Annotated in this window: 26 protein-coding genes, 1 pseudogene and 1 riboswitch; of the genes and pseudogenes, 17 read left to right on the forward strand and 10 right to left on the reverse strand. The window is 70.4% G+C overall.

Annotated features, from left to right (window positions below; translation table 11 throughout):
* Positions 1-35: 35 nt before the first annotated feature.
* The 6 genes from AV521_RS26285 to AV521_RS26310 all read left to right on the forward strand — a co-directional run bounded on the left by AV521_RS26285 (position 36) and on the right by AV521_RS26310 (position 5,388).
* Positions 36-344 carry a DUF2469 domain-containing protein gene (locus AV521_RS26285; protein WP_003965949.1) on the forward strand — a complete coding sequence of 103 codons (309 nt, stop codon included), beginning with the start codon at positions 36-38 and terminating at the stop codon, positions 342-344.
* An 81-nt stretch (positions 345-425) separates the two neighbouring features.
* Positions 426-821, forward strand: a complete 396-nt coding sequence (locus tag AV521_RS26290) for a YraN family protein (protein WP_107481019.1) — start codon at positions 426-428, stop codon at positions 819-821.
* Entirely contained in the window at positions 822-2,447 is a 1,626-nt protein-coding gene (locus tag AV521_RS26295) for a YifB family Mg chelatase-like AAA ATPase (protein WP_076091334.1), read from the forward strand.
* Complete coding sequence (gene dprA, locus AV521_RS26300; protein WP_076091337.1) at positions 2,444-3,604, forward strand: DNA-processing protein DprA; 1,161 nt, start codon at positions 2,444-2,446, stop codon at positions 3,602-3,604. The genes AV521_RS26295 and dprA overlap by 4 nt, the downstream gene beginning before the upstream one ends.
* Before the next feature lie 321 nt (positions 3,605-3,925).
* Positions 3,926-4,768, forward strand: a complete 843-nt coding sequence (gene whiG / locus AV521_RS26305) for an RNA polymerase sigma factor WhiG (RefSeq protein WP_076091339.1) — start codon at positions 3,926-3,928, stop codon at positions 4,766-4,768.
* Positions 4,769-4,833: 65 nt separating this feature from the next.
* Positions 4,834-5,388: a TetR/AcrR family transcriptional regulator gene (locus AV521_RS26310; protein ID WP_076091341.1), complete on the forward strand. Its 555-nt coding sequence runs from the start codon at positions 4,834-4,836 to the stop codon at positions 5,386-5,388.
* Positions 5,389-5,449: 61 nt separating this feature from the next.
* On the opposite strand, the gene AV521_RS26315 is transcribed toward AV521_RS26310, so the two are convergent.
* A complete protein-coding gene (locus tag AV521_RS26315; protein ID WP_076091343.1) occupies positions 5,450-6,022 on the reverse strand; it encodes a M23 family metallopeptidase in 573 nt (190 codons plus the stop codon).
* Between the two features lie 284 nt (positions 6,023-6,306).
* Between AV521_RS26315 and rpsB the strand changes: the two genes are divergently transcribed.
* The 5 genes from rpsB to AV521_RS26340 all read left to right on the forward strand — a co-directional run bounded on the left by rpsB (position 6,307) and on the right by AV521_RS26340 (position 11,052).
* Complete coding sequence (rpsB, locus tag AV521_RS26320; protein ID WP_076091345.1) at positions 6,307-7,167, forward strand: 30S ribosomal protein S2; 861 nt, start codon at positions 6,307-6,309, stop codon at positions 7,165-7,167.
* A gap of 175 nt (positions 7,168-7,342) precedes the next feature.
* On the forward strand, positions 7,343-8,179 hold the full coding sequence (tsf, locus tag AV521_RS26325) for a translation elongation factor Ts (protein WP_076091347.1): 837 nt from the start codon (positions 7,343-7,345) through the stop codon (positions 8,177-8,179).
* A 227-nt stretch (positions 8,180-8,406) separates the two neighbouring features.
* Positions 8,407-9,165: a UMP kinase gene (pyrH, locus tag AV521_RS26330; RefSeq protein WP_031167360.1), complete on the forward strand. Its 759-nt coding sequence runs from the start codon at positions 8,407-8,409 to the stop codon at positions 9,163-9,165.
* 184 nt (positions 9,166-9,349) lie between these two features.
* The gene (frr, locus tag AV521_RS26335; protein ID WP_076091539.1) at positions 9,350-9,907 is read left to right on the forward strand and encodes a ribosome recycling factor; all 558 of its coding nucleotides are present in this window, start codon (positions 9,350-9,352) and stop codon (positions 9,905-9,907) included.
* Positions 9,907-11,052: a phosphatidate cytidylyltransferase gene (locus AV521_RS26340; protein ID WP_076091349.1), complete on the forward strand. Its 1,146-nt coding sequence runs from the start codon at positions 9,907-9,909 to the stop codon at positions 11,050-11,052. Before frr ends, AV521_RS26340 begins: the two co-directional genes overlap by 1 nt.
* 72 nt (positions 11,053-11,124) lie before the next feature.
* On the opposite strand, the gene AV521_RS26345 is transcribed toward AV521_RS26340, so the two are convergent.
* The 4 genes from AV521_RS26345 to AV521_RS26360 all read right to left on the reverse strand — a co-directional run bounded on the left by AV521_RS26345 (position 11,125) and on the right by AV521_RS26360 (position 13,819).
* Positions 11,125-11,796: a YceI family protein gene (locus AV521_RS26345; RefSeq protein ID WP_076091351.1), complete on the reverse strand. Its 672-nt coding sequence runs from the start codon at positions 11,794-11,796 to the stop codon at positions 11,125-11,127.
* 124 nt (positions 11,797-11,920) lie between these two features.
* Positions 11,921-12,175 (reverse strand): hypothetical protein, encoded by a 255-nt coding sequence (locus AV521_RS26350; RefSeq protein ID WP_076091353.1) that lies wholly within the window; start codon positions 12,173-12,175, stop codon positions 11,921-11,923.
* 259 nt (positions 12,176-12,434) lie between these two features.
* A complete protein-coding gene (locus tag AV521_RS51110) occupies positions 12,435-12,965 on the reverse strand; it encodes a nuclease-related domain-containing protein (protein WP_256725685.1) in 531 nt (176 codons plus the stop codon).
* A gap of 623 nt (positions 12,966-13,588) precedes the next feature.
* Positions 13,589-13,819, reverse strand: coding sequence for a hypothetical protein (locus AV521_RS26360; RefSeq protein ID WP_076091543.1), 231 nt, complete (start codon positions 13,817-13,819; stop codon positions 13,589-13,591).
* Between the two features lie 229 nt (positions 13,820-14,048).
* On the opposite strand from AV521_RS26360, the gene AV521_RS26365 reads away from it, so the two are divergent.
* The 6 genes from AV521_RS26365 (at position 14,049) to AV521_RS26390 (ending at position 20,321) form a co-directional block, all read left to right on the forward strand.
* Entirely contained in the window at positions 14,049-14,255 is a 207-nt protein-coding gene (locus tag AV521_RS26365; protein ID WP_076091355.1) for a hypothetical protein, read from the forward strand.
* 118 nt (positions 14,256-14,373) lie between these two features.
* Positions 14,374-15,480: a 23S rRNA (adenine(2503)-C(2))-methyltransferase RlmN gene (rlmN, locus tag AV521_RS26370; RefSeq protein WP_076091357.1), complete on the forward strand. Its 1,107-nt coding sequence runs from the start codon at positions 14,374-14,376 to the stop codon at positions 15,478-15,480.
* A 53-nt stretch (positions 15,481-15,533) separates the two neighbouring features.
* A riboswitch (TPP riboswitch) is annotated at positions 15,534-15,642 on the forward strand.
* An 83-nt stretch (positions 15,643-15,725) separates the two neighbouring features.
* Positions 15,726-16,808, forward strand: coding sequence for a thiamine ABC transporter substrate binding subunit (locus tag AV521_RS26375; protein ID WP_076091359.1), 1,083 nt, complete (start codon positions 15,726-15,728; stop codon positions 16,806-16,808).
* Between the two features lie 47 nt (positions 16,809-16,855).
* Positions 16,856-18,457 (forward strand): iron ABC transporter permease, encoded by a 1,602-nt coding sequence (locus tag AV521_RS26380; protein WP_076091361.1) that lies wholly within the window; start codon positions 16,856-16,858, stop codon positions 18,455-18,457.
* Positions 18,458-18,477: 20 nt separating this feature from the next.
* A complete protein-coding gene (locus tag AV521_RS26385) occupies positions 18,478-19,500 on the forward strand; it encodes an ABC transporter ATP-binding protein (protein WP_076091363.1) in 1,023 nt (340 codons plus the stop codon).
* Between the two features lie 23 nt (positions 19,501-19,523).
* Positions 19,524-20,321, forward strand: a complete 798-nt coding sequence (locus AV521_RS26390) for a maleylpyruvate isomerase family mycothiol-dependent enzyme (protein ID WP_076091365.1) — start codon at positions 19,524-19,526, stop codon at positions 20,319-20,321.
* A gap of 99 nt (positions 20,322-20,420) precedes the next feature.
* On the opposite strand, the gene AV521_RS26395 is transcribed toward AV521_RS26390, so the two are convergent.
* The 5 genes and pseudogenes from AV521_RS26395 to AV521_RS26415 form a co-directional block, all read right to left on the reverse strand.
* Positions 20,421-21,017, reverse strand: coding sequence for an LAETG motif-containing sortase-dependent surface protein (locus AV521_RS26395; RefSeq protein WP_371917065.1), 597 nt, complete (start codon positions 21,015-21,017; stop codon positions 20,421-20,423).
* A 295-nt stretch (positions 21,018-21,312) separates the two neighbouring features.
* Positions 21,313-21,864, reverse strand: a pseudogene (locus AV521_RS51115) (Rossmann fold nucleotide-binding protein); the annotation flags it as partial.
* A 49-nt stretch (positions 21,865-21,913) separates the two neighbouring features.
* A complete protein-coding gene (locus tag AV521_RS26405) occupies positions 21,914-22,321 on the reverse strand; it encodes a VOC family protein (RefSeq protein ID WP_076091369.1) in 408 nt (135 codons plus the stop codon).
* A 117-nt stretch (positions 22,322-22,438) separates the two neighbouring features.
* A complete protein-coding gene (locus AV521_RS26410; protein ID WP_076091371.1) occupies positions 22,439-23,872 on the reverse strand; it encodes a hypothetical protein in 1,434 nt (477 codons plus the stop codon).
* On the reverse strand, positions 23,854-24,594 hold the full coding sequence (locus AV521_RS26415) for an ABC transporter ATP-binding protein (protein WP_076091373.1): 741 nt from the start codon (positions 24,592-24,594) through the stop codon (positions 23,854-23,856). The genes AV521_RS26410 and AV521_RS26415 overlap by 19 nt, the downstream gene beginning before the upstream one ends.
* Positions 24,595-24,673: the final 79 nt, after the last annotated feature.

Here is a 24,673-nt window from a genome sequence, read left to right on the forward strand (position 1 = left end):
CAATGGTGGGATCGCACGCTGAAGGGGAACATGCCATGAGCGCCGAGGACCTCGAGAAGTACGAGACCGAGATGGAGCTGAAGCTCTACCGGGAGTACCGAGACGTCGTCGGTCTGTTCAAATACGTGATCGAGACCGAGCGGCGCTTCTACCTCACCAACGACTACGAGATGCAGGTGCACTCGGTCCAGGGCGAGGTGTTTTTCGAGGTGTCGATGGCCGACGCCTGGGTCTGGGACATGTATCGGCCGGCCCGCTTCGTGAAGCAGGTCAGGGTTCTCACGTTCAAGGACGTGAACATCGAGGAGCTGAACAAGAGCGACCTGGAGCTTCCGGGCGGGTGATCCGCACTCGCCCGCCCGGGTGACGAGGTTTTCCACAACCGCTGAGCCACCCACCAAGATCAACAATTGAGGCCGTGATGCGTGACCGTTGGCGCCGGAGGTGGTGCCGACATGAGCAACGCACGCAGTGCACTCGGCAGGTACGGCGAGGATCTGGCCGCGCGGCGGCTGGCCGAGGCCGGAATGGCGGTCCTGGAGCGCAACTGGCGCTCCGGCAGGACCGGTGAGATCGACATCGTGGCCAGGGACGGCGACGTCCTGGTCGTCTGCGAGGTGAAGACCCGCAGGGGCGGCTCCTTCGAGCATCCGATGGCCGCGTTGACGCCCGAGAAGGCGGCCCGGCTGCGCGAACTGGCCGAGCACTGGATCCAGGCCCATGGAGGGGCTCCACCGGGCGGCGTCCGCATCGACCTGATCGGCGTCCTGCTGCCCCAGCGGGGCGCCCCGTCCGTCGAGCATGTACGGGGGGTGGCCTGAATGGGCTTCGCCCGCACCTGCTCGGTGGCCCTCGTCGGCGTCGAGGGCGTCGTCGTGGAGGTCCAGGCCGACCTCGAACCCGGCGTCGCGGCCTTCACCCTGGTGGGCCTCCCGGACAAAAGCCTCACGGAAAGCCGCGACCGCGTCCGGGCGGCGGTGGTCAACTCGGGCGGCGAGTGGCCGCAGAAGAAGCTGACCGTCGGACTCAGCCCGGCGTCGGTGCCCAAAGCCGGTTCCGGCTTCGACCTGGCCGTCGCCTGCGCGGTGCTCGGCGCCGCCGAACGGATCGATCCACGTGTCCTCGCGGACATCGTCATGATCGGGGAGCTGGGCCTGGACGGCCGGGTCCGACCGGTCCGCGGCACCCTGCCGGCCGTCCTCGCCGCGGCCGACGCCGGTTACGACCAAGTGGTCGTGCCTGAGTGCGCCGCCGCCGAGGCCTCGCTGGTCCCCGGCGTCTCGGTGCTCGGCGTCCGCAGTCTGCGGCAGCTCATCGCGGTCCTCACCGAGGAGCCCGTCCCCGAGGAGGAGCCGGACGAGCAGGGACGCCCTGATCCGCTGCTGGCCGGTCTGCGCATGCCCGGCACGGGTGCTGCCACCGGCATGCACAGCATCGGCGCCGCACAGCACGACCACGATCACGACCTGGCGGACGTCGTGGGCCAGACCTCGGCCCGCACGGCTGTGGAGGTGGCCGCCGCCGGCGGACACCACCTCTTCCTCGAAGGGCCGCCCGGCGCGGGCAAGACCATGCTCGCCGAGCGGCTGCCCGCGGTCCTGCCCCGGCTGATCAGGGAGGAATCGCTGGAGGTCACAGCGGTGCACTCGGTGGCCGGGCTGCTGCCACCGGGCAAGCCGCTCATCGACGTCGCTCCCTACTGCGCACCGCACCACTCGGCCACGATGCAATCGCTCGTCGGCGGCGGACCCGGGATCGCACGACCCGGCGCGGTCTCCCTCGCCCATCGCGGCGTGCTGTTCCTGGACGAGGCGCCCGAGTTCCACAGCCAGACCCTGGACGCTCTGCGGCAGCCGCTGGAGTCCGGGCATGTCGTGATCGCGCGCAGCGCGGGTGTCGTCCGGTTCCCGGCACGCTTCCTCATGGTGCTGGCGGCCAACCCGTGTCCCTGCGGGCGCTTCTCGCAGCGGGACTCCCTGTGCGAGTGCCCTCCATCGGTGATCCGCCGCTACCAGTCCCGGCTCTCCGGCCCGCTGCTGGACCGGGTGGATCTGCGCGTCGAGGTCGATCCGGTCACCCGGGCCGAGCTCATCGAACCCGGCGTTCGGGGCGAGTCCACGGCGGTCGTGGCCGAGCGGGTACGGCTGGCCCGCGAGCGCACGGCAGCCCGCCTGGCCGGAACACCGTGGCGCACCAACAGCGAGGTGCCGGGCCGGGAGCTGCGCAGCCGCTACCAGGCCGTGGCCGGCGCGATGGACGAGGCCGAGCGCAGCCTCGAACGGGGTGTGCTCACCGCGCGCGGCATCGACCGGGTCCTGCGTGTCGCCTGGACGGTCGCCGACCTCGTCGGACACGACCGCCCCGATGCGACCGACGTCGCCCTGGCCCTGCAACTGCGCACCGGAGTCCCGCGCGGGGTGCCGATGGCCATCGGAGCGCTGACATGAGCACGGGCGCGGACCCCGGAGACGAGGTGCTCGGGCGAGTCTTTCTCGGTCGGGTTGTCGAGCCGGGGGACGAGGTTGGGGGGCGGTGGGTTCGGGAGTTCGGGGTGGGGGAGGTGGTGCGGCGGTTGCGGGAGGGGGTGACGGCGTTGCCGGGGGTGAGTGAGGTGCGGTGGGCCGGGCTGGTCGCGCGGGCTCGGCGGGCCGAGCCGGAGCGGGATCTCGTCGTGGCGAGGACCGCCGGGGCGCGGTTCGTCGGGCCCCACGACGCGGAGTGGCCGCGGCAGCTCGACGATCTCGGCGACGCCCGGCCGATCGGGCTGTGGGTGCGCGGCCGGCCCAGCCTGCGGATGTGGGCGCTGCGGTCCGTGGCCATGGTGGGCGCCCGTGCCTGCACCGAGTACGGCACCCATGTCGCCGCCACCCTCGCCGCAGGGCTCGCCGAGCGCGGCTGGGTGGTGGTCTCGGGCGGCGCGTACGGCATCGACGGCGCCGCCCACCGAGGCGCCCTCGCCGCCCGCGGAGCCACCGTCGCGGTCCTGGCCTGTGGCGTCGACCGGCCCTACCCCCGCGGTCACGCCGCGCTGATCGAAAGGATCGCGGAGCAGGGACTCGTGGTCGGTGAGCTGCCCCCGGGGGATCATCCGACGCCGAGCCGGTTCATCCTCCGCAATCGTGTCATCGCCGCCCTGACCAGGGGCACCGTCGTCGTGGAGGCCGCCTGCCGCAGCGGCTCGCTGGCCACCGCGCGGGCCGCGCAGCGCCTCGGCCGGTTCACCATGGGTGTCCCCGGTCCCGTCACCAGCGCACTCTCCGCCGGCGTGCACGAACTGCTGCGAGGCGAGGCCGTCCTGGTCACCGATGCCGCCGAGATCGTGGAACTGGTGGGTGACATGGGCGAGCTGGCGCCGGCCCGGCGGGGCCCCGTACTCCCGCGTGACCTGCTGGAACCCGCCGCCCGGGCCGTTCTCGCCGCACTGCCCGGCAATCGCACGGCCTCCGTCGAGGAGATCGCGCTCGGCACGCCGACGACACGGGACGAGGCGATCGCGAGACTGTACGAACTCCGAGCACTTGGTTACGTCGAACGACACGACGATGGCTGGAAGTTGACACGCCAGGCGGTGATGTCGGTCCGCACCGGTCGCGGCCCGTCCTGACCGAGCGTGTTCGGCCGTCCGGGGGAATGCCCGACGCCCTTGACGTTTCCCGGAGTTGACCCTCCGGCCGGTCACCCAGAGCGAGCTGCGAAACGCGCCCGTGAGGCGCGCCTGAGCGCCCCGCGCACGGGTGGAGCCTCATTGTTCGCACACCGCGACAGCCCAGTCACGCTACGCTCACAAAGGAGCCGACACAGATCCCGCCAACTCGACACCAGACCGACAGCTCACCCAGGTAGCCCACTCCCCCCGCCGAACCCCACCCCGTCCCACTTCACAGCACTTCACAGCACTTCACGGCAGAACGGCACAAGGCGACGAATGCCCCAGCACACCTCCGGGTCCGACCGGGCGGCGATCCCCCCAGCTGCCCGCGACGGTGGCAGCGAGCGGCCGCCCGCTCCCTCGACGCTCGACGAGCTGTGGCGGTCGTACAAGGCCACGGGGGACGACCGGTTGCGGGAACAGCTGATCCTGCACTACTCGCCGCTGGTGAAATACGTCGCGGGGCGGGTGAGCGTCGGGCTGCCGCCCAATGTCGAGCAGGCCGACTTCGTCTCCTCGGGCGTCTTCGGGCTGATCGACGCGATCGAGAAGTTCGACATCGACCGGGAGATCAAGTTCGAGACGTACGCGATCACCCGCATCCGCGGCGCGATGATCGACGAGCTGCGGGCGCTGGACTGGATCCCGCGGTCGGTACGGCAGAAGGCGCGGAACGTGGAGCGAGCCTACGCCACCCTGGAGGCGCGGCTGCGGCGTACGCCGAACGAGGGCGAGGTCGCCGCGGAGCTGGGCATGGAGGTCGACGAGCTCCACGCCGTGTTCAGCCAGTTGTCGCTGGCCAACGTGGTCGCGCTGGAGGAACTGCTGCACGTCGGCAGCGAGGGCGGGGACCGGCTCAGCCTCATGGACACGCTGGAGGACACCGCCGCGGACAATCCGGTGGAGGTGGCCGAGGACCGGGAGCTGCGGAGGTTTCTCGCGCGGGCCATCAACACGCTGCCCGAGCGGGAGAAGACCGTGGTCACGCTGTACTACTACGAAGGGCTCACCCTCGCCGAGATCGGCAACGTCCTCGGGGTCACCGAGAGCCGGGTCAGCCAGATCCACACCAAGTCGGTGCTGCAGCTGCGGGCCAAGCTGGCGAGCTTCGGACGCTGAGTCCTCCCTCTCCGGGGCGCGGTGTCCGTAAAGTGGTTGACGTGCCAAGGATTCGAGCGGCCTCCGTGGCCGAGCACCGGTCGATGCAGCGAGCCGCCCTGCTGGACGCGGCCAGGTCCCTGCTCTCCGAGGGCGGAACGGAGGCGCTGACCTTCCCGGCTCTCGCCGAGCGCACAGGGCTGGCGCGGTCGTCCGTGTACGAGTACTTCCGGTCGCGGGCCGCCGTGGTCGAGGAGCTGTGCGAGGTCGACTTCCCCGTGTGGGCGGCTGAGGTCGCGGCGGCGATGGAGCGGGCGGTGTCGGCCGAGGGCAAGGTCGAGGCGTATGTGCGGCAGCAGCTGGCGCTGGTGGGGGACCGGCGGCACCGGGCGGTCGTCGCCATCTCCGCGAGCGAGCTGGACACCGGGGCGCGGGAGAAGATCCGGGCGGCGCACGGGGGGCTGGTCGCGATGATCGTCGAGGCGCTGGGGGAGATGGGGCACGAGCAGCCTCGGCTGGCGGCGATGCTGCTGCAGGGGGTTGTGGATGCGGCGGTGCGAAGGATCGAGCTGGGGGCGGAAGAGCCGGCGGCGGTGACCGAGGCGGCATTGGGGATGGCTCTGCGGGGTGTGAAGGGCTGACTGGGGCTGCCGCCCCAGCGGTACGACTGCCCACGCGGCGGCTGCCCGCGCATGCCCGCGGCTACCGCGGAATCGGTACCCCCAGCACCGGCAACAGTCTCGGCGGCGCCCCGTGCAAGAGCCACGGTGGGAGGAGGGACAAGGGGTTCAAGTAGGTTTCGTCCCGCAGCAGGCCCCAGTGGACGCAGGAAGTTGTGCAGTGGGAACCCGTTGGGCCGACAGTCCCCACCACGTCCCCCGCTCTCAGCTCGTCGCCCTTCTTCACCGAGGGGGTCACCGGCTCGTACGTCGTTCGCAGGTCTGTGCCCTTCAGCGCCACCGAGACCACCCCCACGCCCGCTACCCGGCCCGCGAAGGACACACGGCCCGGGGCGACCGTGCGTACCGGGGAACCGGGCGGTGCGGACAGGTCCACGCCGCGGTGGCCGGGGCCGTACGGCGTGGACGGGGGCTCCCAGCCGCGCAACACCGGGGGGCGGACGCCCACCGGCCACATGTGGGCGAGGGGCGGGACCGGGGGTTGGGGGGCCGGTGCGTGGGGTGGGGGAGGGGAGTCCGCCCGGGCCCACTGGGGTGGCAGGGCCGCCCACACCGGACCGAGGAACAGCCCCGCCGACAACAGGGCGTATCGCATCACTCGTCGCATGCGAAAACCCTCCCGTACCCCGCCGATCATGGCCGGAGACTGTGGATCGCACCCCGGTTGTGGACAGCGGCGTCACCCGGTGCCTCGGCGGTCCCGTACACTTCTTCTGGCGATCCGGGTCACCGGGTCGACTTCGCACGCCCCGACACCGGGCCGGTCAACCGGTCGGTGTCAGCGCCTCTCGGTCCTCAGCGGCAAGGCGCGTCGCGGGCGTCAGGCGCGGGAGCCGTCCGGCATCCGCGGCACAACCGAGAACCAAGGAGAATACGGCCATGGCCGTCGTCACGATGCGGGAGCTGCTGGAGAGCGGCGTCCACTTCGGTCACCAGACCCGTCGCTGGAACCCGAAGATGAAGCGCTTCATCTTCACCGAGCGCAACGGCATCTACATCATCGACCTGCTCCAGTCGCTGTCGTACATCGACCGCGCCTACGAGTTCGTCAAGGAGACCGTCGCCCACGGCGGCACGGTCATGTTCGTCGGCACCAAGAAGCAGGCGCAGGAGGCCATCGCCGAGCAGGCCACCCGCGTCGGCATGCCCTACGTCAACCAGCGCTGGCTGGGCGGCATGCTCACCAACTTCTCGACCGTCTACAAGCGTCTGCAGCGCCTCAAGGAGCTTGAGCAGATCGACTTCGAGGACGTCGCCGCGTCCGGTCTGACCAAGAAGGAGCTTCTCGTGCTCTCGCGCGAGAAGGCCAAGCTGGAGAAGACCCTCGGTGGTATCCGCGAGATGCAGAAGGTGCCGAGCGCCGTCTGGATCGTGGACACCAAGAAGGAGCACATCGCGGTTGGCGAGGCCCGGAAGCTGAACATCCCGGTCGTCGCGATCCTCGACACCAACTGCGACCCCGACGAGGTCGACTACAAGATCCCGGGCAACGACGACGCGATCCGCTCCGTCACCCTGCTCACCCGTGTGATCGCCGACGCCGTCGCCGAGGGCCTCATCGCCCGTTCCGGCGTGGCCGCCGGTGACAAGGGCGAGAAGGCCGCGGGCGAGCCGCTCGCCGAGTGGGAGCGCGACCTGCTTGAGGGTGAGAAGAAGGCGGACGAGGCTCCGGCTGCCGAGGCTCCGGCTGCCGAGGCCGCTCCGGCCGAGGAGAAGCCGGCCGAGGGCGAGCAGGCCTGACGCAGGCGTCGACAGCGGGGGCGGTACTACATCCCATTGCGCCTCCGGCGCGGTGAAGTCCGCCCCCGTTGTTCACCCGTAGGTCGGTACGACGTATGCGGTCCTCGACTACATGTGGAACGCAAACCGTGCGGATCTGAAGATCTTCCAGACTTCGAGAAAGACTCACAGACTCATGGCGAACTACACCGCCGCCGACGTCAAGAAGCTCCGTGAGCTCACCGGCGCCGGCATGATGGACTGCAAGAAGGCGCTGGACGAGGCCGAGGGCAACGTCGAGAAGGCCGTCGAGGCGCTGCGCATCAAGGGCCAGAAGGGCGTCGCCAAGCGCGAGGGCCGCTCCGCCGAGAACGGCGCCGTGGTCTCCGTCATCGCCGACGACAACTCCTCCGGCGTCCTCGTCGAGCTGAAGTGCGAGACGGACTTCGTCGCCAAGGGCGAGAAGTTCCAGGCCGTCGCCGCCGCGATCGCCGAGCACGTCGCCAAGACCTCCCCGGCCGACATCGAGGTCCTGCTCGCCTCCGAGATCGAGGCCGGCAAGACCGTCCAGGCGTTCGTGGACGAGGCCAACGCCAACCTCGGTGAGAAGATCGTTCTGGACCGCTTCGCGCAGTTCGCCGACGGCTACGTCACCGCTTACATGCACCGCACCATGCCCGACCTGCCTCCGCAGATCGGTGTTCTGGTCGAGCTCGACAAGCCGAACGCCGATGTCGCCAAGGGCATCGCCCAGCACATCGCCGCCTTCGCGCCGAAGTACCTCTCCAAGGAGGACGTGCCGGCCGAGGTCGTCGAGTCCGAGCGCCGCGTCGCCGAGGAGACCACCCGCGCCGAGGGCAAGCCCGAGGCCGCCCTGCCGAAGATCGTCGAGGGTCGCCTCAACGGCTTCTTCAAGGACGCCACGCTGCTCGGCCAGCCCTACGCGCTGGACAACAAGAAGTCGGTCCAGAAGGTGCTGGACGAGGCCGGTGTCACCCTGAAGCGCTTCTCGCGCATCAAGGTCGGCATCTGAGTCCGGACCGCGATCGACTCGCGACCCGGACAGAGATCCCGGAACCATCCCCGGTGAAATCCCGATAGGGTCGTAAGCAGTCGTCCGCGTACACCGCCACACCCCGGCGTGCGGCGGACGGCAGCAGATCTGACGAGGAGGCCATTGCCGCGCATGGGAGCGAAAAGCGACCCCATCGGCAATGGTCTTCTTCGTATGTGCAACACGTGAAAGAGGCGGGATCTCCCATGACCACCAAGGCCCAGAAGAGCGACGACGGCAAAGTACGCGGCCGGTTTCTGCTAAAGCTGTCCGGAGAGGCCTTCTCCGGCGGCGGGGGCCTGGGCGTGGACCCGGACGTGGTGCACAAGATCGCCCGCGAGATCGCGGCCGTCGTCCGGGACGGCGCGGAGATCGCGGTCGTCATCGGCGGCGGCAACTTCTTCCGCGGCGCCGAGCTGCAGCAGCGTGGCATGGACCGCGCCCGCTCCGACTACATGGGCATGCTCGGCACCGTGATGAACTGCCTCGCCCTCCAGGACTTCCTGGAGAAGGAGGGCATCGACTCGCGGGTGCAGACCGCGATCACCATGGGGCAGGTCGCCGAGCCGTACATCCCGCTGCGCGCCGTGCGCCACCTGGAGAAGGGCCGTGTGGTCATCTTCGGCGCCGGTATGGGTATGCCGTACTTCTCCACCGACACCACCGCCGCCCAGCGCGCCCTGGAGATCGACGCCGAGGCGCTGCTCATGGGCAAGAACGGCGTGGACGGGGTGTACGACTCCGACCCCAAGACCAACCCGGACGCCGTCAAGTTCGACGCCCTCGGCTACGGCGAGGTCATCACGCGCGACCTGAAGGTCGCCGACGCCACCGCCATCACGCTGTGCCGCGACAACAAGCTCCCGATCCTCGTCTTCGAGCTTCTGGCCGAGGGCAATATCGCCCGCGCCGTCAAGGGTGAGAAGATCGGCACGCTGGTGGGCGACCAGGGCAGCCGGGACTGACCGGCACACCCCCGTCGCCCGGGGTGCGCCACCTGTCCGGGGGACGGACGGGACGCGCCCTGGCCGGGGGATGGACAATGTCCTGCCGGTCGGGAACCGTGCAGGAAGAAGACGCGACGCAGCCGGCCGCCGCCCGATAGAGGAACCGCAGCCGGGCCTTACTCAAGACACGCAGGAGCAAGTGGTGATCGAAGAGACCCTCCTCGAGGCCGAGGAGAAGATGGAGAAGGCCGTCGTGGTCGCCAAGGAGGACTTCGCCGCGATCCGCACCGGCCGTGCGCACCCGGCGATGTTCAACAAGATCGTGGCCGACTACTACGGTGCCCTGACGCCGATCAACCAGCTGGCCTCGTTCTCCGTGCCGGAGCCGCGCATGGCGGTCGTGACGCCCTTCGACAAGAGCGCGCTGCGCAACATCGAGCAGGCGATCCGCGACTCCGACCTGGGCGTCAACCCCAGCAACGACGGCAACATCATCCGGGTGGTGTTCCCCGAGCTGACCGAGGAGCGCCGGCGCGACTACATCAAGGTCGCCAAGCACAAGGCCGAGGACTCCCGGGTCTCCATCCGCTCCGTGCGCCGCAAGGCCAAGGACGCCATCGACAAGCTGGTCAAGGACGGCGAGGTCGGCGAGGACGAGGGCCGCCGTGCGGAGAAGGAGCTGGACGACACCACCGCGAAGTACGTCGCGCAGGTGGACGAGCTCCTGAAGCACAAGGAAGCGGAACTGCTCGAAGTCTGATGAGCGACTCTTCCTGGGGGGCGCCGCCACCGGTGGGGCCGGCCGGCTACTGGGGGCCCACCGAGGGTGGGCCTGTCCAGGGGGCTGCCCCGGCGGGTCCCGCGTACGATGCGCCTGAGGCGCAGCACACTCGCCCCATGCCCATCGTGCCCGACGAACCCGCGTATGGCGGAGACCAGGACGGCGATCGGGGGGCCGCCCGGCTGAGCGGCCCCTTGTTCCAGGACGAGTTCCGCCCCCGGCCCCCGCAGGCCCGGACCGCCCAGGCCGAGAACCAGAATCCGGAGCCCATGCCCGACGCCCACCAGCCGGCGCCAGCGCCGCAGAAGAAGAGCGCGGGCCGTGACCTGAGCGCGGCCATAGGGGTCGGGGCCGGGCTCGGTGTGGTGATCATCGCCTCCCTGTTCATCGAGAAGTCCGTGTTCGTCGGCGTGGTCGCCGTCGCCGTCGTCGTCGGTCTGTGGGAGCTGACCAGCAGGCTGCGGGAGCGCAAGCAGATCAAGGCGCCGCTGGTGCCGCTCGCGGTCGGCGGTGCGGCGATGGTGGTCGCCGGGTACGTCCGTGGCGCCGAGGGTGCCTGGGTCGCCATGGCCCTCACCGCCCTGGCCGCGCTGGTCTGGCGTATGACCGAGTCGCCGGAGGGCTATCTCAAGGACGTCACGGCGGGTGTCTTCGCGGCGTTCTACGTGCCGTTCCTGGCCACGTTCGTCGCGATGATGCTGACCGCGCAGGACGGTCCCTGGCGCGTCATGACCTTCCTGCTCCTCACCGTCGTCAGCGACACGGGTGCGTACGCGGTCGGCTGGCGCTTCGGCAAGCATAAACTGGCCCCGCGGATCAGCCCCGGCAAGACCCGCGAGGGCCTGCTGGGCGCGGTGCTGTTCGCGATGGTCGCGGGCGCGTTGTGCATGCAGTTCCTGATCAGCCACGGCACCTGGTGGCAGGGCCTGTTGCTGGGCCTCGCGGTCGCGGCCAGCGCCACGCTGGGCGACCTCGGCGAGTCGATGATCAAGCGCGACCTGGGCATCAAGGACATGGGCACCTTGCTCCCGGGCCATGGCGGCATCATGGACCGGCTGGACTCACTCCTGCCGACCGCGCCGGTGGTCTGGCTGCTGATGGTGGTCTTCGTCGGCTCGGCCTGAGCCCGCCGCCGCACGGCTTACGGGCCCTCGTCCTCGGTGGAGGGTGGGGGCCCGTTGTGGTGCGTACGGATGTCAGACCGAAGCAGTGGTGCGGATCGCGGCGATGTCGAACTGGAGGCGCACCGTCTCGCTCACCATGGACCCGCCCTGGGCCAGCCGGGCGTCGTAGGTCAGGCCCCAGTCGGAGCGGTTGATGGTGGTGGTGCCGTCGAAGCCGACCCGCTCGTCACCGAACGCGTCGGTCACATGACCGATGTAGGTGAGTTCCAGGTCCACGGGGCGGGTGGTGTCCTTGATGGTGAGATCGCCGGTCATCCGGTAGACGTCCTTGCCCCCGAGCTGCACGGTGGTGCTCGTGAACGTCATGCGCGGATAGGCGGCGGCGTCCAGGAACTGCCGGCCGACCAGGTGGGCGTCGCGCTGCTCGACGCCGGTGTCGACGCTGGCGGTGTACAGCACGAGGTCGGCCCGGGAGCGGGTCGGGTCGCGGCCGTCGAAGTGGAGGCGGCTCTCGTACTGTGCGAAGGCGCCACGCACCGTCGTCACCATCGCGTGCCGCACGGAGAACCCGATCCTGCTGTGCGCGGGGTCGATCAGCCAGTCGCCGGTGAGGCCCGCCAGCTCGGGATCGGGCAGGTCGGCGGTGGCGGCTGCGCGGGCACTGGTCCCCGGGGCGGCGCTCGCCACGGGAGCGGCGGACGGCTGCGCGCGCCGGTGGAAGGAGTTGCGGCCGAAAAGGTTCATGGCTCATCTGGTTACGTCAGAGCCAGGAGGCGGGACAAGGCCCGACCAGGAAACCCGACCGTTCGTCAGCAGAACTTCACAGGCCGCCCGGCCCGTGAACGGCCGAAGCGGCCTGTTCAGAGGCTCAGCGGCGGCCCCGGGGATCCTCGGGGCCAAGGAAATGGCTCACGACAACGAGCACACCGAGAATCCCCAGGCCGAACGTGCCGAGGACGGCCCCGATCCGCTCGCCGTCCCAGGCGGAGCGCACCCCGCCGGCGAGCCCGCCCACGGCCATGCACACGCCGAGGACGAGAAACCGCGAACCCCGGGGTCGCAGCCAGTGCCTCGGCTCCGGGTGACGCTGGCCCGGCGACGGCGGCCCGGCAGAATGCGTCATCGGTACCTCACCGTTCCTCGTCCATCGGCCGCCGACCGCAGGGCTGAGCGCGGGTAAGGGTTTTGATCAGCCGAAGCTGATCTCCCCCCTCGGCCAGGTGACCGACGATCTGATCGGAGCATGGTATCGGGACGGTGTCTGAAACGACCGTCTCGAAGATGGACCGCTCCTGTAGCCGGGCGGGCTGCATCCGACGGACCGAGGGCTCTCGGGGAGCGGGCCGATGCTCTCTGTGGAGCCGCGGGGCGGCAGCCGCCCATCAGGACTTCAGCCAGACGCGTCGGTGCCGGGCGACGACATGGACCTGTTCGACTTGTGCAGCGGTGAGCCTGCCCGTGAGGGGGCCGAGCGACGCGACTTCTCGCTCCTGGTAGATCCGCACTGTGTACTGGGTGGCGGCTCGGTCCAGGGACGCGATACCGACAAAGACCAGGGCCGGCTCGACGGACACGGCGAAGTCGCAGTACCGCTCCAGGACACCGCGTACGTAGTCGGCCTCCGCTCTGCTCGCGGCGGCGTAGGGCTGCGGCCGCCCACCGTTGACCTTGGCCATGGTGTCGCCGACCCAGACCGAGGCGCCTCGATGGGTCTTGGTGTTGATGCTGAACACCCCACCGGGGCCGATCAGTAAGTGATCGATGTCGCCGCCGTTGCTCTTCTCGATGCCGTGAAGGACCCGCCACCCGAGTGGGGACAGGCGTTCCAGCTCTCGGCCGACCCGTCGCTCTCCTTCAAGCCCGGTGTACCAGCTGTCCCATTCCGAGGACCGCCGCAGTAGCTTCGCCCGCACCCGCTGAGCTGTTGACGGGCCCCGCGCAGCAATCATCTTGAGGACACCGGCGCCGGGGCGGTTCCTCGCCAGGTCCTCACTGGGGGAGAGGGGCGGGAGGGGCGCCGACCGTTCCGCACGACGCCCCGGAGCCGGGCGACTGGGCTGTTGAGTGGGCGGGGCGGGGGGCGACGTATGAGTACGGGAAGGTGCGGAGGCAACCGTGATCCCGTCACCAAGGTGCCCACGGAGCAGGGCCAACACCTCGTCCCGATACTCCTGCACCTTGATCGTCACGACCTTCGTCGCCCGGTCCGCCCATGCGACAGCGGTTCCGTCCGGCAGGTTCACGTAGAGCCGATCCTTGCCGTGCCGCTTCCACGGATTCACCGTGAGATCGCTTATCGGTCGCCCCCCAATGCCTGCCGTCCCCGCACATATGCCAGCAGCCGGGGGCCGGGTCGACAAGACCGCCTGGTCAGAGCGAGTTGTTACAGGCTTCTCCACCTCGTCAGCGGGCGGGCCCCTCGGGTGGTCCGGCCCCTGCGCCCACGGCGCCGGGATGGAGGGGGCGCCGTAGGCGACTGCGGGGCCGTAGTGGCCGGTGAGTTGGGGAGAGCGGTGGGCTGCGGGGATCGTCCGACCTAGATCGCCGGGTGATCGAGCAGGTTGCCGTTCGAGCAGCTGTTGGAGTGGATGGGGACGTAGTCGGTCAGAATGGGCAGCGCCGACACCTCTGCCCCTTCCAGCCCGCAGACGGATGCCGGCGAGAAGGTCCAGTTTGTGAAAGGCGTCGACTTGTTGCCCGCATGGGCAGGAACTGCCATGGCGAGGGCAGCCACGGCCAGCGTGGCGGTCATGATGATCTTTCGCATGCCCGCTCCAACGACCGTGACGATCACCGGACACGGCTCACCATGGGTGTGTCCCCCGCGTGCCCGAACCAGCGAGCACCAACGGGAAACAGGGGCCTTTGGTTTAAATGCCCAGATTTAGGGTGTTGACGTCATGTCTGCGGCATATGACGATAAGCGGAATGCGAGCGCCGCCCTCTCGCCCCGTGAACCGCGCGGTGCTCCCGTCTCAGCCCGAAGGAGGGCGGCAATGAAGACGTTCCGGAGGCGTATCCCGGGCAAGAAATCGGCCGTGGCGGCAATGATCCTTGGGGCGGTCGTCTTCGTCGCTCCGACCGCGACCGCCGTCACCGAGAACCCGAAGCCCCAGAGCCCCGCCTTCGACCGGTGCGTCCACAGCGCTGGTCCGGCCGGTCGCTACTACTACCCGGGCTACGCCAACGTCCCTTGCGTTTGAGTGGCGCATCCGACCAGGAGCGGCTCAGCCGATCTCGGCCGAGCCCCTCATCGCCCAGACCGCCGTACAGGCCATGGGGCGCAGGTCACCGAGTTTGATCTGCGACACTGGTTAGGCCATGCCTAAGCCCGGAGAACTCACTTTCGTCGCACCGCGCGGAGCCAAGAAGCCGCCGCGGCACCTTGCCGATCTATCGCCCGCCGAGCGCAAGGACGCGGTGGCCGAGATCGGGGAGAAGCCGTTCCGTGCCAAGCAGCTCTCGCAGCACTACTTCGCGCGGTACGCGCACGACCCGGAGCAGTGGACCGACATCCCCGCCGGGTCGCGCGGGAAGCTGCAGGAAGCGCTGTTCCCGGAGCTGATGACCGTCGTACGGCATCTGTCCACCGACCAGGGGACCACGCGCAAGACGCTGTGGCGGCTGTTCGACGGGACGCTCGTCGAGTCCGTGCTGATGCGGTACCCGGACCGGGTCACCATGTGCATCAGCTCGCAGGCCGGATGCGGAATGAACTGTCCCTTCTGCGCCACCGGACAGGCCGGGCTGGACCGGAATCTGTCCACCGCCGAGATCGTGCACCAGATCGTCGACGGGATGCGCGCACTGCGGGACGGCGAGGTGCCCGGAGGGCCCGCGCGGCTGTCCAACATCGTCTTCATGGGCATGGGCGAGCCGCTCGCCAACTACAACCGGGTCGTGGGAGCCGTCCGGGCGCTCACCGACCCCGCCCCTGACGGGCTCGGGCTCTCGCAGCGCGGGATCACCGTCTCGACCGTCGGGCTGGTGCCGGCCATCCACCGGTTCGCCGACGAGGGCTTCAAGTGCCGGCTCGCGATCTCCCTGCACGCCCCCGACGACGAACTACGCGACACCCTCGTCCCCGTGAACACGCGGTGGAAGGTGCGCGAGGTGCTGGACGCCGGGTTCGAGTACGTCGAGAAGAGCGGGCGCCGGCTGTCCATCGAGTACGCACTGATCCGTGACATCAACGACCAGGCCTGGCGCGGTGACCGGCTCGGCCGGCTGCTCAAGGGCAAGCCCGTGCACGTCAACCTGATCCCGCTCAACCCGACGCCGGGTTCGAAGTGGACCGCTTCCCGGCCCGAGGACGAGAAGGCCTTCGTCGAGGCCATCGCCGCGCACGGCGTGCCCGTCACCATCCGGGACACCCGGGGGCAGGAGATCGACGGAGCCTGTGGTCAGCTCGCGGCCACCGAGCGGTAATCTGGCCACCGTCACTCACATCTTCATATCGACATCCACATATCGACACCTTCATATTCCGACAGGGGAGCGCCACAGCGCTGAGAGTGCGGCGGACAGGGCCGCAGACCCTCTGAACCTTGCCCAGGTCATTCTGGGTAGGAAGTTCGGTCATCACTCGAGCTGTTGCGCCCTGCCCGGGTCCTTCCCAGCGAAGCCCCGGGCAGGGCCGCGTTCTTCCTGGCCAACCCCCAGGAGAACATCCAGTGCACAACAAGACCTTCGTGGCCGTGGCGGCCGGCCTCGGCCTGATCACGCTGTCCGCCCTGACAGGGTGTGGATCGACAGACACCAAGTCGTCCTCGGACTCCAAGAGCGTCACCCTCGTCAGCCACGACTCGTGGGCCGTCTCCAAGAGCGTGCTCGGCGACTTCGAGAAGCAGAGCGGGTACAAGGTCCACGTCCTCAAGGACGGCGACGCCGGGCAGGCCGTCAACAAGGCGATCCTGACCAAGGACAACCCGCAGGGCGACGTCTTCTTCGGCGTCGACAACACCCTGCTGTCCCGCGCCCTCGACAACGGCCTGTTCCAGCCGTACACCGCCAAGGGCCTCGACGAGGTCGGCGCCACCTACCGGCTCGACCAGGACAAGCACCGGGTCACGCCTGTCGACTACGGCGACATCTGCGTCAACTACGACAAGGCCTACTTCAGCAAGCACAAGCTGACCCCGCCGCAGTCCTTCGCCGACCTGGCCAAGCCCGAGTACAAGAACCTCCTGGTCACGGAGAACGCGGCCACCTCCTCGCCCGGCCTCGGCTTCCTGCTCGGCAGCACGGCGCAGTTCGGGGACAACGGCTGGCAGGACTACTGGAAGAAGCTCAAGGCCAACGGCGTGAAGGTCGTCGACGGCTGGGAGCAGGCCTACTACCAGGAGTTCTCCGGCTCCTCCGAGGGCAAGAAGGCCGGCGGCGACCGGCCGTTGGTGGTGTCGTACGCCTCCTCGCCGCCCGCCGAGGTGATCTACGCCAAGAAGCGGCCCAGCACCGCCCCGACCGGCGTGGCGAGCGGCACCTGCTTCCGGCAGATCGAGTTCGCCGGACTGCTCAGCAACGCCAAGAACCCCAAGGGCGCCAAGGCGTTCATCGACTTCCTGGTCTCCAAGGAGTTCCAGGAGGACATGCCGCTGAACATGTACGTCTACCCGGTGCTGAAGGGCGCGAAGGTGCCCGCCGAGTTCACCGAGTACGGCCCGGCCGCGCAGCACCCCGAGACCGTGGCCCCCGGCAAGATCGCCGCCAACCGTGACCAGTGGGTCAAGTCGTGGACCTCGCTCGTACTGAAGTAACGGAAGCAGGCGAACCCCGGCGGGGGAACGCGGCGCGGCTCGGGCTGATGGCCCTGCCCGTCGCGTTCTTCACGCTGTTCTTCGCCTGGCCCGTGGCCGCGATCGTCGCACGCGGGCTGAAGGTGGACGGCGCCTGGCAGTTCGGGCGGATCACGGACGTGCTCACCCAGCCGGACATCCGGCACGTGCTGTGGTTCACCACCTGGCAGGCGCTCGCCTCCACCGCGCTCACCCTGCTTCTCGCGCTGCCCGCCGCCCATGTCTTCGCCCGCCTGGACTTCCCGGGCAAACAGCTGCTGCGGGCCGTGGTCACCGTGCCGTTCGTGCTGCCGACGGTCGTCGTCGGCACCGCCTTCCTGGCGCTGGTCGGCCGGGGCGGTCTGCTGGACGAGGTGTGGGGCGTACGGCTGGACACCACGGTGTGGGCGATCCTGCTGGCGCATGTCTTCTTCAACTACGCGGTCGTCGTACGGACCGTCGGCGGGCTGTGGGCCCAGCTCGACCCCCGGCAGGAGGAGGCCGCCCGGATGCTGGGCGCCTCGCCGTTCCACGCCTGGCGGAAGGTGACCCTGCCCGCGCTGGCGCCCGCCGTGGCCGCCGCCGCACTGATGGTGTTCCTGTTCACCTTCACCTCCTTCGGCGTCGTCCAGATCCTCGGCGGCCCCACCTTCTCCACGCTCGAAGTGGAGATCTACCGACAGACCTCCGAGGTCTTCGACCTCTCCACGGCCGCCGTCCTCACTCTCGTCCAGTTCGTCGCCGTCGGCGCGATCCTTACCGTGCACGCCTGGACGGTACGGCGCCGGGAGACCGCCCTGCGGCTCGTCGCCCCCGAGGCGACCGCCGGCCGCCCGCGCGGCGCCGGCCAGTGGGCCCTGCTCGCCGGTGTCCTCGCCACCATCGCGCTGCTCCTCGTCCTGCCGCTCGCCGTCCTCGTCCGCCGTTCCCTCGACGCGCCCGGCTTCGGCTACTACCGCACATTGATGAACGCCGACGGCGGTACGTTCCTGGTGGCGCCGGTCCACGCGGTGTGGACCTCGCTTCAGTACGCCGTCGCCGCCACCGTCATTGCCGTGGTAATCGGAGGTCTCGCCGCTGCCGCGCTGGCCCGCCGGGACGCGGGACGGCTGGTGCGGGGCTTCGACGCGCTGTTGATGCTGCCGCTCGGTGTGTCCGCCGTGACCGTCGGCTTCGGCTTTCTGATCGCGCTCGACAAGCCGCCACTGGACCTCCGACAGTCCTGGATTCTCGTTCCGCTCGCACAGGCTCTGGTGGGCGCCCCCTTCGTCGTACGCACCATGCTGCCCGTGCTGCGCGCCGTGGACGGACGGCTGCGGGAGGCGGCGGCCGTGCTCGGGGCCTCGCCCTGGCGGGTGTGGCGGGAGGTGGATCTGCCGCTGGTGCGGCGGGCGCTGCTGGTCGCGGCCGGGTTCGCGTTCGCCGTCTCGCTCGGCGAGTTCGGGGCCACCGTGTTCATCGCCCGGCCCGACAACCCGACGCTCCCGGTCGCCGTGGCCCGGCTGCTCAGCCGCCCCGGTGACCTCAACTACGGCCAGGCGATGGCCCTTTCGACCATTCTGATGCTGGTGTGTGCCGCCGCGCTGCTGATCCTGGAGCGGCTGCGCACCGACCGGACGGGGGAGTTCTAGATGCCCACGGGGGAGTTCTGATGCTGCTCAGCCTCGCTGCCGCGACCGTGCGCTTCGGCGGGCGGGCCGTGCTCGACGCGGTCGACCTCGATGTTGCCGAGCACGAGGTGGTGTGCGTTCTCGGGCCCAGCGGCAGCGGGAAGTCGACCCTGCTGCGGTCGGTCGCCGGGCTTCAGCCCCTGTCCGGCGGACGGATCGTGCTCGACGGCCGGGACCAGACGGGCGTACCGGCGCACAAGCGGGGCGTCGGCCTGATGTTCCAGGACCACCAGCTCTTCCCGCAGCGGGACGTCGGCGCGAACGTGGCGTTCGGGCCGCGCATGCAGGGCGCCACCAAGGGCGAACGGGACACGCAGGTCGGCGAGTTGCTGGAACTGGTCGGGCTGCCGGGGGCCGCCCGGCGGGCCGTGGCCGGGCTGTCCGGCGGCGAGCAGCAGCGCGTGGCCCTCGCCCGCGCGCTCGCGCCGAAGCCCCGGCTGCTGATGCTGGACGAGCCGCTGGGCCAGCTCGACCGCTCGCTGCGGGAACGGCTGGTGGTCGAACTGCGGGAGCTGTTCGGCCGGTTGGGGACGACCGTGCTCGCCGTGACCCACGACCAGGGCGAGGCGTTCGCGCTGGCCGACCGGGTGGTGGTGATGCGGGACGGGCGGATCGCGCAGTCCGGCACGCCACTGGAGGTCTGGCAGCGGCCGGCCGACGCGTTCGTGGCCCGCTTCCTCGGCTTCGACAACGTGGTCGAGGCGACCGTCGCCGGTACGGCCGCCGACAGCCCCTGGGGCAAGCTCCCGGTGCCCGACGGATCCTCGCAGGGCGCGCGCACCCTGCTGGTCCGGCCCGCCGGGGTACGGCTCGTGGCGGCCGGTGCCGGCCTGTCCTGCACGGTGACCGCCCGCACCTTCAAGGGCACCCATGTGGCCGTCCACCTCCAGCCCCGCGACGACGGGCCGCGCCTGGAGGCGGCCTGCGCGCTGCGGGACGCGCCGGAGGCCGGGGACGCGGTGGGCGTGGAGTTCGACGCGGCCGAAATCGTCGTGCTGGGCTGATCATCCGGCCGTAGGGTGGGGCCATGACTTTGCTCGCGCATGACCGTTACTGTGACGAAATCGCCCAGCAGGTCGAGCAGTTGAGGGCCGTGGTGACGTCCGGCGCCGACCTCTCCGCGACCGTGCCGACCTGCCCGGACTGGTCGCTGGAGGATCTCGTACGGCATATGGGTGGCGCCCTGCGCTGGGTCGATGCCCTGGTGCGGAGCCGGGCGCAGGAGAACATCCCGCCCGAGCGGATCCCGCTGCACGGGGGGCCGGAGAAGCGGGGTGACGCGGCCGCTCTGGATCAGTGGCTGGCCGAGACCGGGGACCTGGTCGTCGGCGCGCTGCGCGAGGCCGGGCCGGACACCGAGGTGTGGGCCTGGGCCGGAGCGGCGAACGCGGGGTTCTGGGCGCGCCGGATGACCCATGAGATCACCGTGCACCGCGCCGACGCCACGCTCGCCGCCGGGCTGCCGTACGAGCTGGCACCGGACGTGGCCGCGGACGCGCTGGACGAGTGGCTCCAGCTCGTGGAGTGGGTGCAGCGGAACCTGCCGAAGGACCCGGCGCGGGACCTGAGCCGGCCGGGCAGCAGCATCCATCTGCACGCCACCGACACCGACCCGGCGCTGAACGCCGAGTGGCTGATCGAGCTGGGCGAGGAGGCGATCGCCTGGCGGCGCGGGCACGAGAAGGCCACGGTCGCCCTGCGGGGCCCGGTCGCCTCCGTGCTGCTCGCCTTCTACCGCAGGCTGTCCCTGGACAGCCCCGGGCTGGAGATCCTGGGCGAGCGGGAGCTGCTGGAGTTCTGGCTGGACCGGGCGAAGTTCGGCTGAGCCGAGCCCCTGCACGGTCGTACGGGCGTATGGCCGCGGCCCGTCCCCTGGGGATAGGAGGACGGGCCGCGGTGGAGCTGTTGTTACCGGGGTGGGGTGTCAGCCGTTGCCGCGGGTCCCACGGCGGCGCATGCCCAGGAAGACCGCGCCACCGCCGACGACGACCAGCGCACCCGCGATGCCGGCGATCAGACCCGTGTTGGAGTTGGCACCGGTCTCGGCGAGGTTCGAGCTGCCGGCCGCCGGGGACGGCGCGTTGCTCGGCGCGGCGCTCGCCGGGGCGGAGCTGGACGCGGAGGCCGACGGGGTCGGGGACCCGGCCGGGGTGGACTTCGACGGCGACGGCTTCGGGGAGGCCGGCGGGGTCGGGGTGGAGCTCTCGCATGCGGCGGCCGGAGTCGTCAGGCCGCCCGCGATGTCCTCGTCGACGTACGGGCTGGCCGTGACGTGGACGCGGTACGTCGCGTTCGGCTTCCACTTCTCAGAGAAGGTGACCGAGGTGCCCAGGACGGAGCCCTTGACCTCCTGCTCGCCGATCTGCTTCTCGACCCCGCCGTTGTTCGTGCGGAACACGGTGATGGTGGCAGGGGTACCGGAGGCGTCGGTGTCGGTGACGACGATGACACCCTTGTCGCCGTTGCACTTGGCTTCGGCCTTGAACTCACTGATGTTGCACGCGAACGCGGAGCTGGACATACCCAGCACCACTGCGGCCGAGGCGGAGGCAACACCCAGAATGCGCACGGAACGGCGTACGCTGCGGCGGGTTATGGACACGTTTGTCCTTTACAGAGTGCATAACTGCGGGGGGTTTCAGGGGATTTGGGGCGACAGATGAGGTGAGGTCCCAGCATCCCCAGGAGGCTCTCAGGTTTATAAGCGCTCCATAAGCAGTGTCAACGCATATGCCATCCATGGCCCTTGGCTTTACCCGCTTATTAATCACCGGGACGTTTGATCGCGCCCGGATCCTGCTCGATCCGGTCAAGCGGGCGGGCAACCCCCGTGTCCAGTACGCCCCGTTGACCAGCGCCATCGACTTCGGCTCTCCCGGGGCGTCGGCGAAGTACTTGGCGATGTGCGCGGCGAAGGCGTTGGGCGGCTCGTGGCCGTAGACCCAGGTGGGGATGCCCACCGACGCGCCGCCCCGAGGTCGGCGCGTACGCACCTCGAAGGCCGCGCGCCCAGTCGGTGGCGGACAGGCGGAACGAGGGCGCCTCGGCGAGGAGTTGGAGCGCGTTCTCCAGCATCCCTCGTCGAAGGGGGCGGCATCGCGCCGGGGCCGACGCCGGTGGCGATGGTGTGCCCGGCGCGGGACGGCTCACGGTCGAGCCGCGCTGCGCCGGCGTGGGCGGCCGTGCCGCGGTCCCCGGCGTGGCTGCCCATGACGCCCACCGACGGTGCGCCGACGAGGAGTTCGTCCGGCGTCACCGTCGGTCTTCGTCCGCTGGAATCAGGCGCAGGCCCGCGCGTCCGGCGTCGCCTCGTAGCCCGCCGCCAGTGACTCGTACAGTTCGTCGGGCGTGCAGGTGAAGCCCCGGTACCTCAGAGCTCGGTCCGCTCTGCGCAGTGGGGGCGTCTGGGGAGCGGGGTCAGCCCTGGATCGCGGACGGGTCCATCCACATGACCTCCCAGGTGTGGCCGTCGAGGTCGTCGAAGGCGCGGCCGTACATGAAGCCGTGGTCCTGGGTCTGGCCGGTGGCCGTGCCGCCCGCCGCGATCGCCCTGTCGACCAGCTCGTCCACCTTCTCGCGGCTCTCGGCACTCAGACAGACGAGCACCTCGCTGGTCGTGGTGGCGTCGGCGATCTCCTTCTTGGTGAAGGTCGAGTAGAACGGCTTGGTGAGCAGCATCGCGACGATGGTGTCGCTGATCACCACGGAGGCGGCCTTCTCGTTGCTGAACTGCGGGTTGATCGCGTAGCCGAGTTCCGTGAAGAACTTCTTCGAGGCATCGAGGTCGTTCACGGGCAGGTTCACGAAGATCATCTGCTGGTACATGAGGGTCTCTCCCGTGGTGATTCGTGCTGGGGTCAGCGTGTTCGGTGGGTAGACCGGGGGTCCCGGGAGAACTCATCGGCCGCCGGGAACTTTTTTCTCAGCGGATCTCAGCGGATCTCAGCGGTCCACGGGGAGGGCCGACAGCGCGGCGACGACGACGGTGAGCGGGCCGAACAGCGCCAGCAGGGCCGCCGCGCGGAGGGCCGCGGCTGCCCGGAGTGTCCCGGCCGGGGCACCGAGCCGGAGCAGCGCGGCGGTCGTGTCGGCCCGGCACTGGCGGGTCTCCACGGCCGCGGTGAGCACGGTGGCGACCGTGCAGCCGGTGACCAGCGTCGCGCCGAGGGTGGTCAGCGGGCCGAACGACGGTGCGGAGCCGGCGTACAGCGTGGTCATGGCGTAACCGGCGGACGTGACGGCGCTGACGACGCCCAGGGGGCGGCCGATGCGGGTGGCTTCCGTCATGAGGACCCGGCCGGCGAGGAGGCGGAGGGCGCCGGGGCGGGTGCACTGCAGGAAGCGGCCGCACAGGTGGGTGAGGCCGGGGGCGGCGAGGACCAGTCCGGCGGCGGTGACGAGCCAGCCGGTGAGTACGGCGACGTTCGAATGGTTGGCGTAGGACTGGACGGTGAGGCCGGTGGTGAGGAGAGCGATGCCCCAGGGGAGGCCGGCCGGTGCGTCATGGGAGGGCCGGCGGGTGACGTCGGTCCAGTCGGCGTCCGGGGGCGGGGGCTCGGGGTCGGATTCGCCGCGCGGCGCTTTCCCGTTGCCGTCCGTCTTTGAGCCGGGAGCCGCCCCGGTGGCACGACTGTCCGCGGACGGAAGGCTGTCCTGCCCGGCGTCCCCGGCCGCTCGCTCGTCGTCGCCTGCCGGCTCCCGGTCCGCTGCGGGCTCTCGGCCGGCCGCGGGCTTGCGGGCAGCCGCGGGCTTGCGGCCGGAGCGGGCGCCGAAGCGGCCGTAAGCTCCGAAGGTCTCCCGTGCCGACGGGTGCCCGTACGCACCGAAGCGGCCGTACATGCGCAGGACCGGGGTGGCGGGGCGGGGGTCTTTCGGGCGCAGAGCCATGGCCACGGTCGTCGAGGCGACGGCCGGGAGGAGACCCAGCAGGGTCATGGCCGCCGGGACGGGAAGGGGCTGGTCGGCCGCCAGGAAGTCCGCGGCCGCGCCGTCGAAGGGCATGCCCGTGAGGTCGCCGCGCAGATGGAGGAAGACCAGCAGGGCGAGCAGCGAGCCCAGGGTGCACGACAGGGCCGTGGTCAGCGCGGAGACCGCCATCAGACGCGCCGGACCGACGCCCACGGCGGACAGTCCGGGGCGCGGCCGGGTACCGGGGTCGGTGCGGGCGACGGCGAGCGCGAAGTACACCGTGGCGGCGAACGGCACCACGCACCAGGCGAGCCGCAGCGCGGCGGCGTCCGAGCGCTCCGGGTGGTGGAGGGCGTAGCCGAGGCAGGCCAGCATCAGGAAGCCGGTGCCGGCGGCCGCCGCGGCCACCAGCAGGCGGCGGAACTGGACGGCGGGCCTGGCTGCACGGGTCAGACGGAGAGCGAGCACGCGGCCCGGCCTTCCGTGCCGGGGGCGTCCGGCAGCAGCACGGTGCGCACACTGCGGCCGTCCAGCAGGCCCACGGCGCGGTCGGCGAGGGCGGCGGTCTCGGGGTCGAGCGAGGCGAGGACCATGGTGATGCCGTGCGAGCGGGCGGCCGAGATGAGCGTCCGCAGCACATGGGTGCGGTCGGTGCGGTGCAGCGGTGCCGTCGGCTCGTCGGCGAAGAGGACCATGGGGGCCGGAGCCAGGGCCCGGGCGATCGAGACGCGCTGGCGTTCGGCCTGGTGGAGGGCGTGCGGGCGGTTGCGGGCCTTGTCGCCGACGTCGAGTCGTTCCAGCCACTCCAGTGCGGCGACCTTGGCCCTGCGGCGGCCGGCGCCGCGCAGCATCAGCGGGAGCGCGACGTTCTCCCAGGCGTTCAGCTCGGGGACCAGGACCGGTGCGGGGTCGATCCAGCCGAAGCGGTCCCGGCGCAGCCGCTCGCGGCGCATCGGGCCCAGGGTGTGCAGGGGCGTGCTGTTGAACCACACCTCGCCCTCGCGCACCGGCACCAGACCGGACAGACAGCGCAGCAGGGTCGTCTTCCCGCTGCCGCGCGGGCCGATGACGGCGAGGATCTCGCCCTCGCGTACGGCGAGCGAGACCCCGGCGAGTCCGGGCGACCCGTCGGGGTGCCTGAAGTGCAGCGCGCGTGCCCAGAGCACGTCGTTGTCCGGCGGGGCCTCCATGGTCGTACACCTCGGTTCTGATCCGCTATTCCCGTGTTTGTTCCCTCGTGCGGGGGAACGAACGCTGGGCTGATCGGTC

This window comes from Streptomyces sp. IMTB 2501, from assembly GCF_001953885.1.
Classification (GTDB): domain Bacteria; phylum Actinomycetota; class Actinomycetes; order Streptomycetales; family Streptomycetaceae; genus Streptomyces.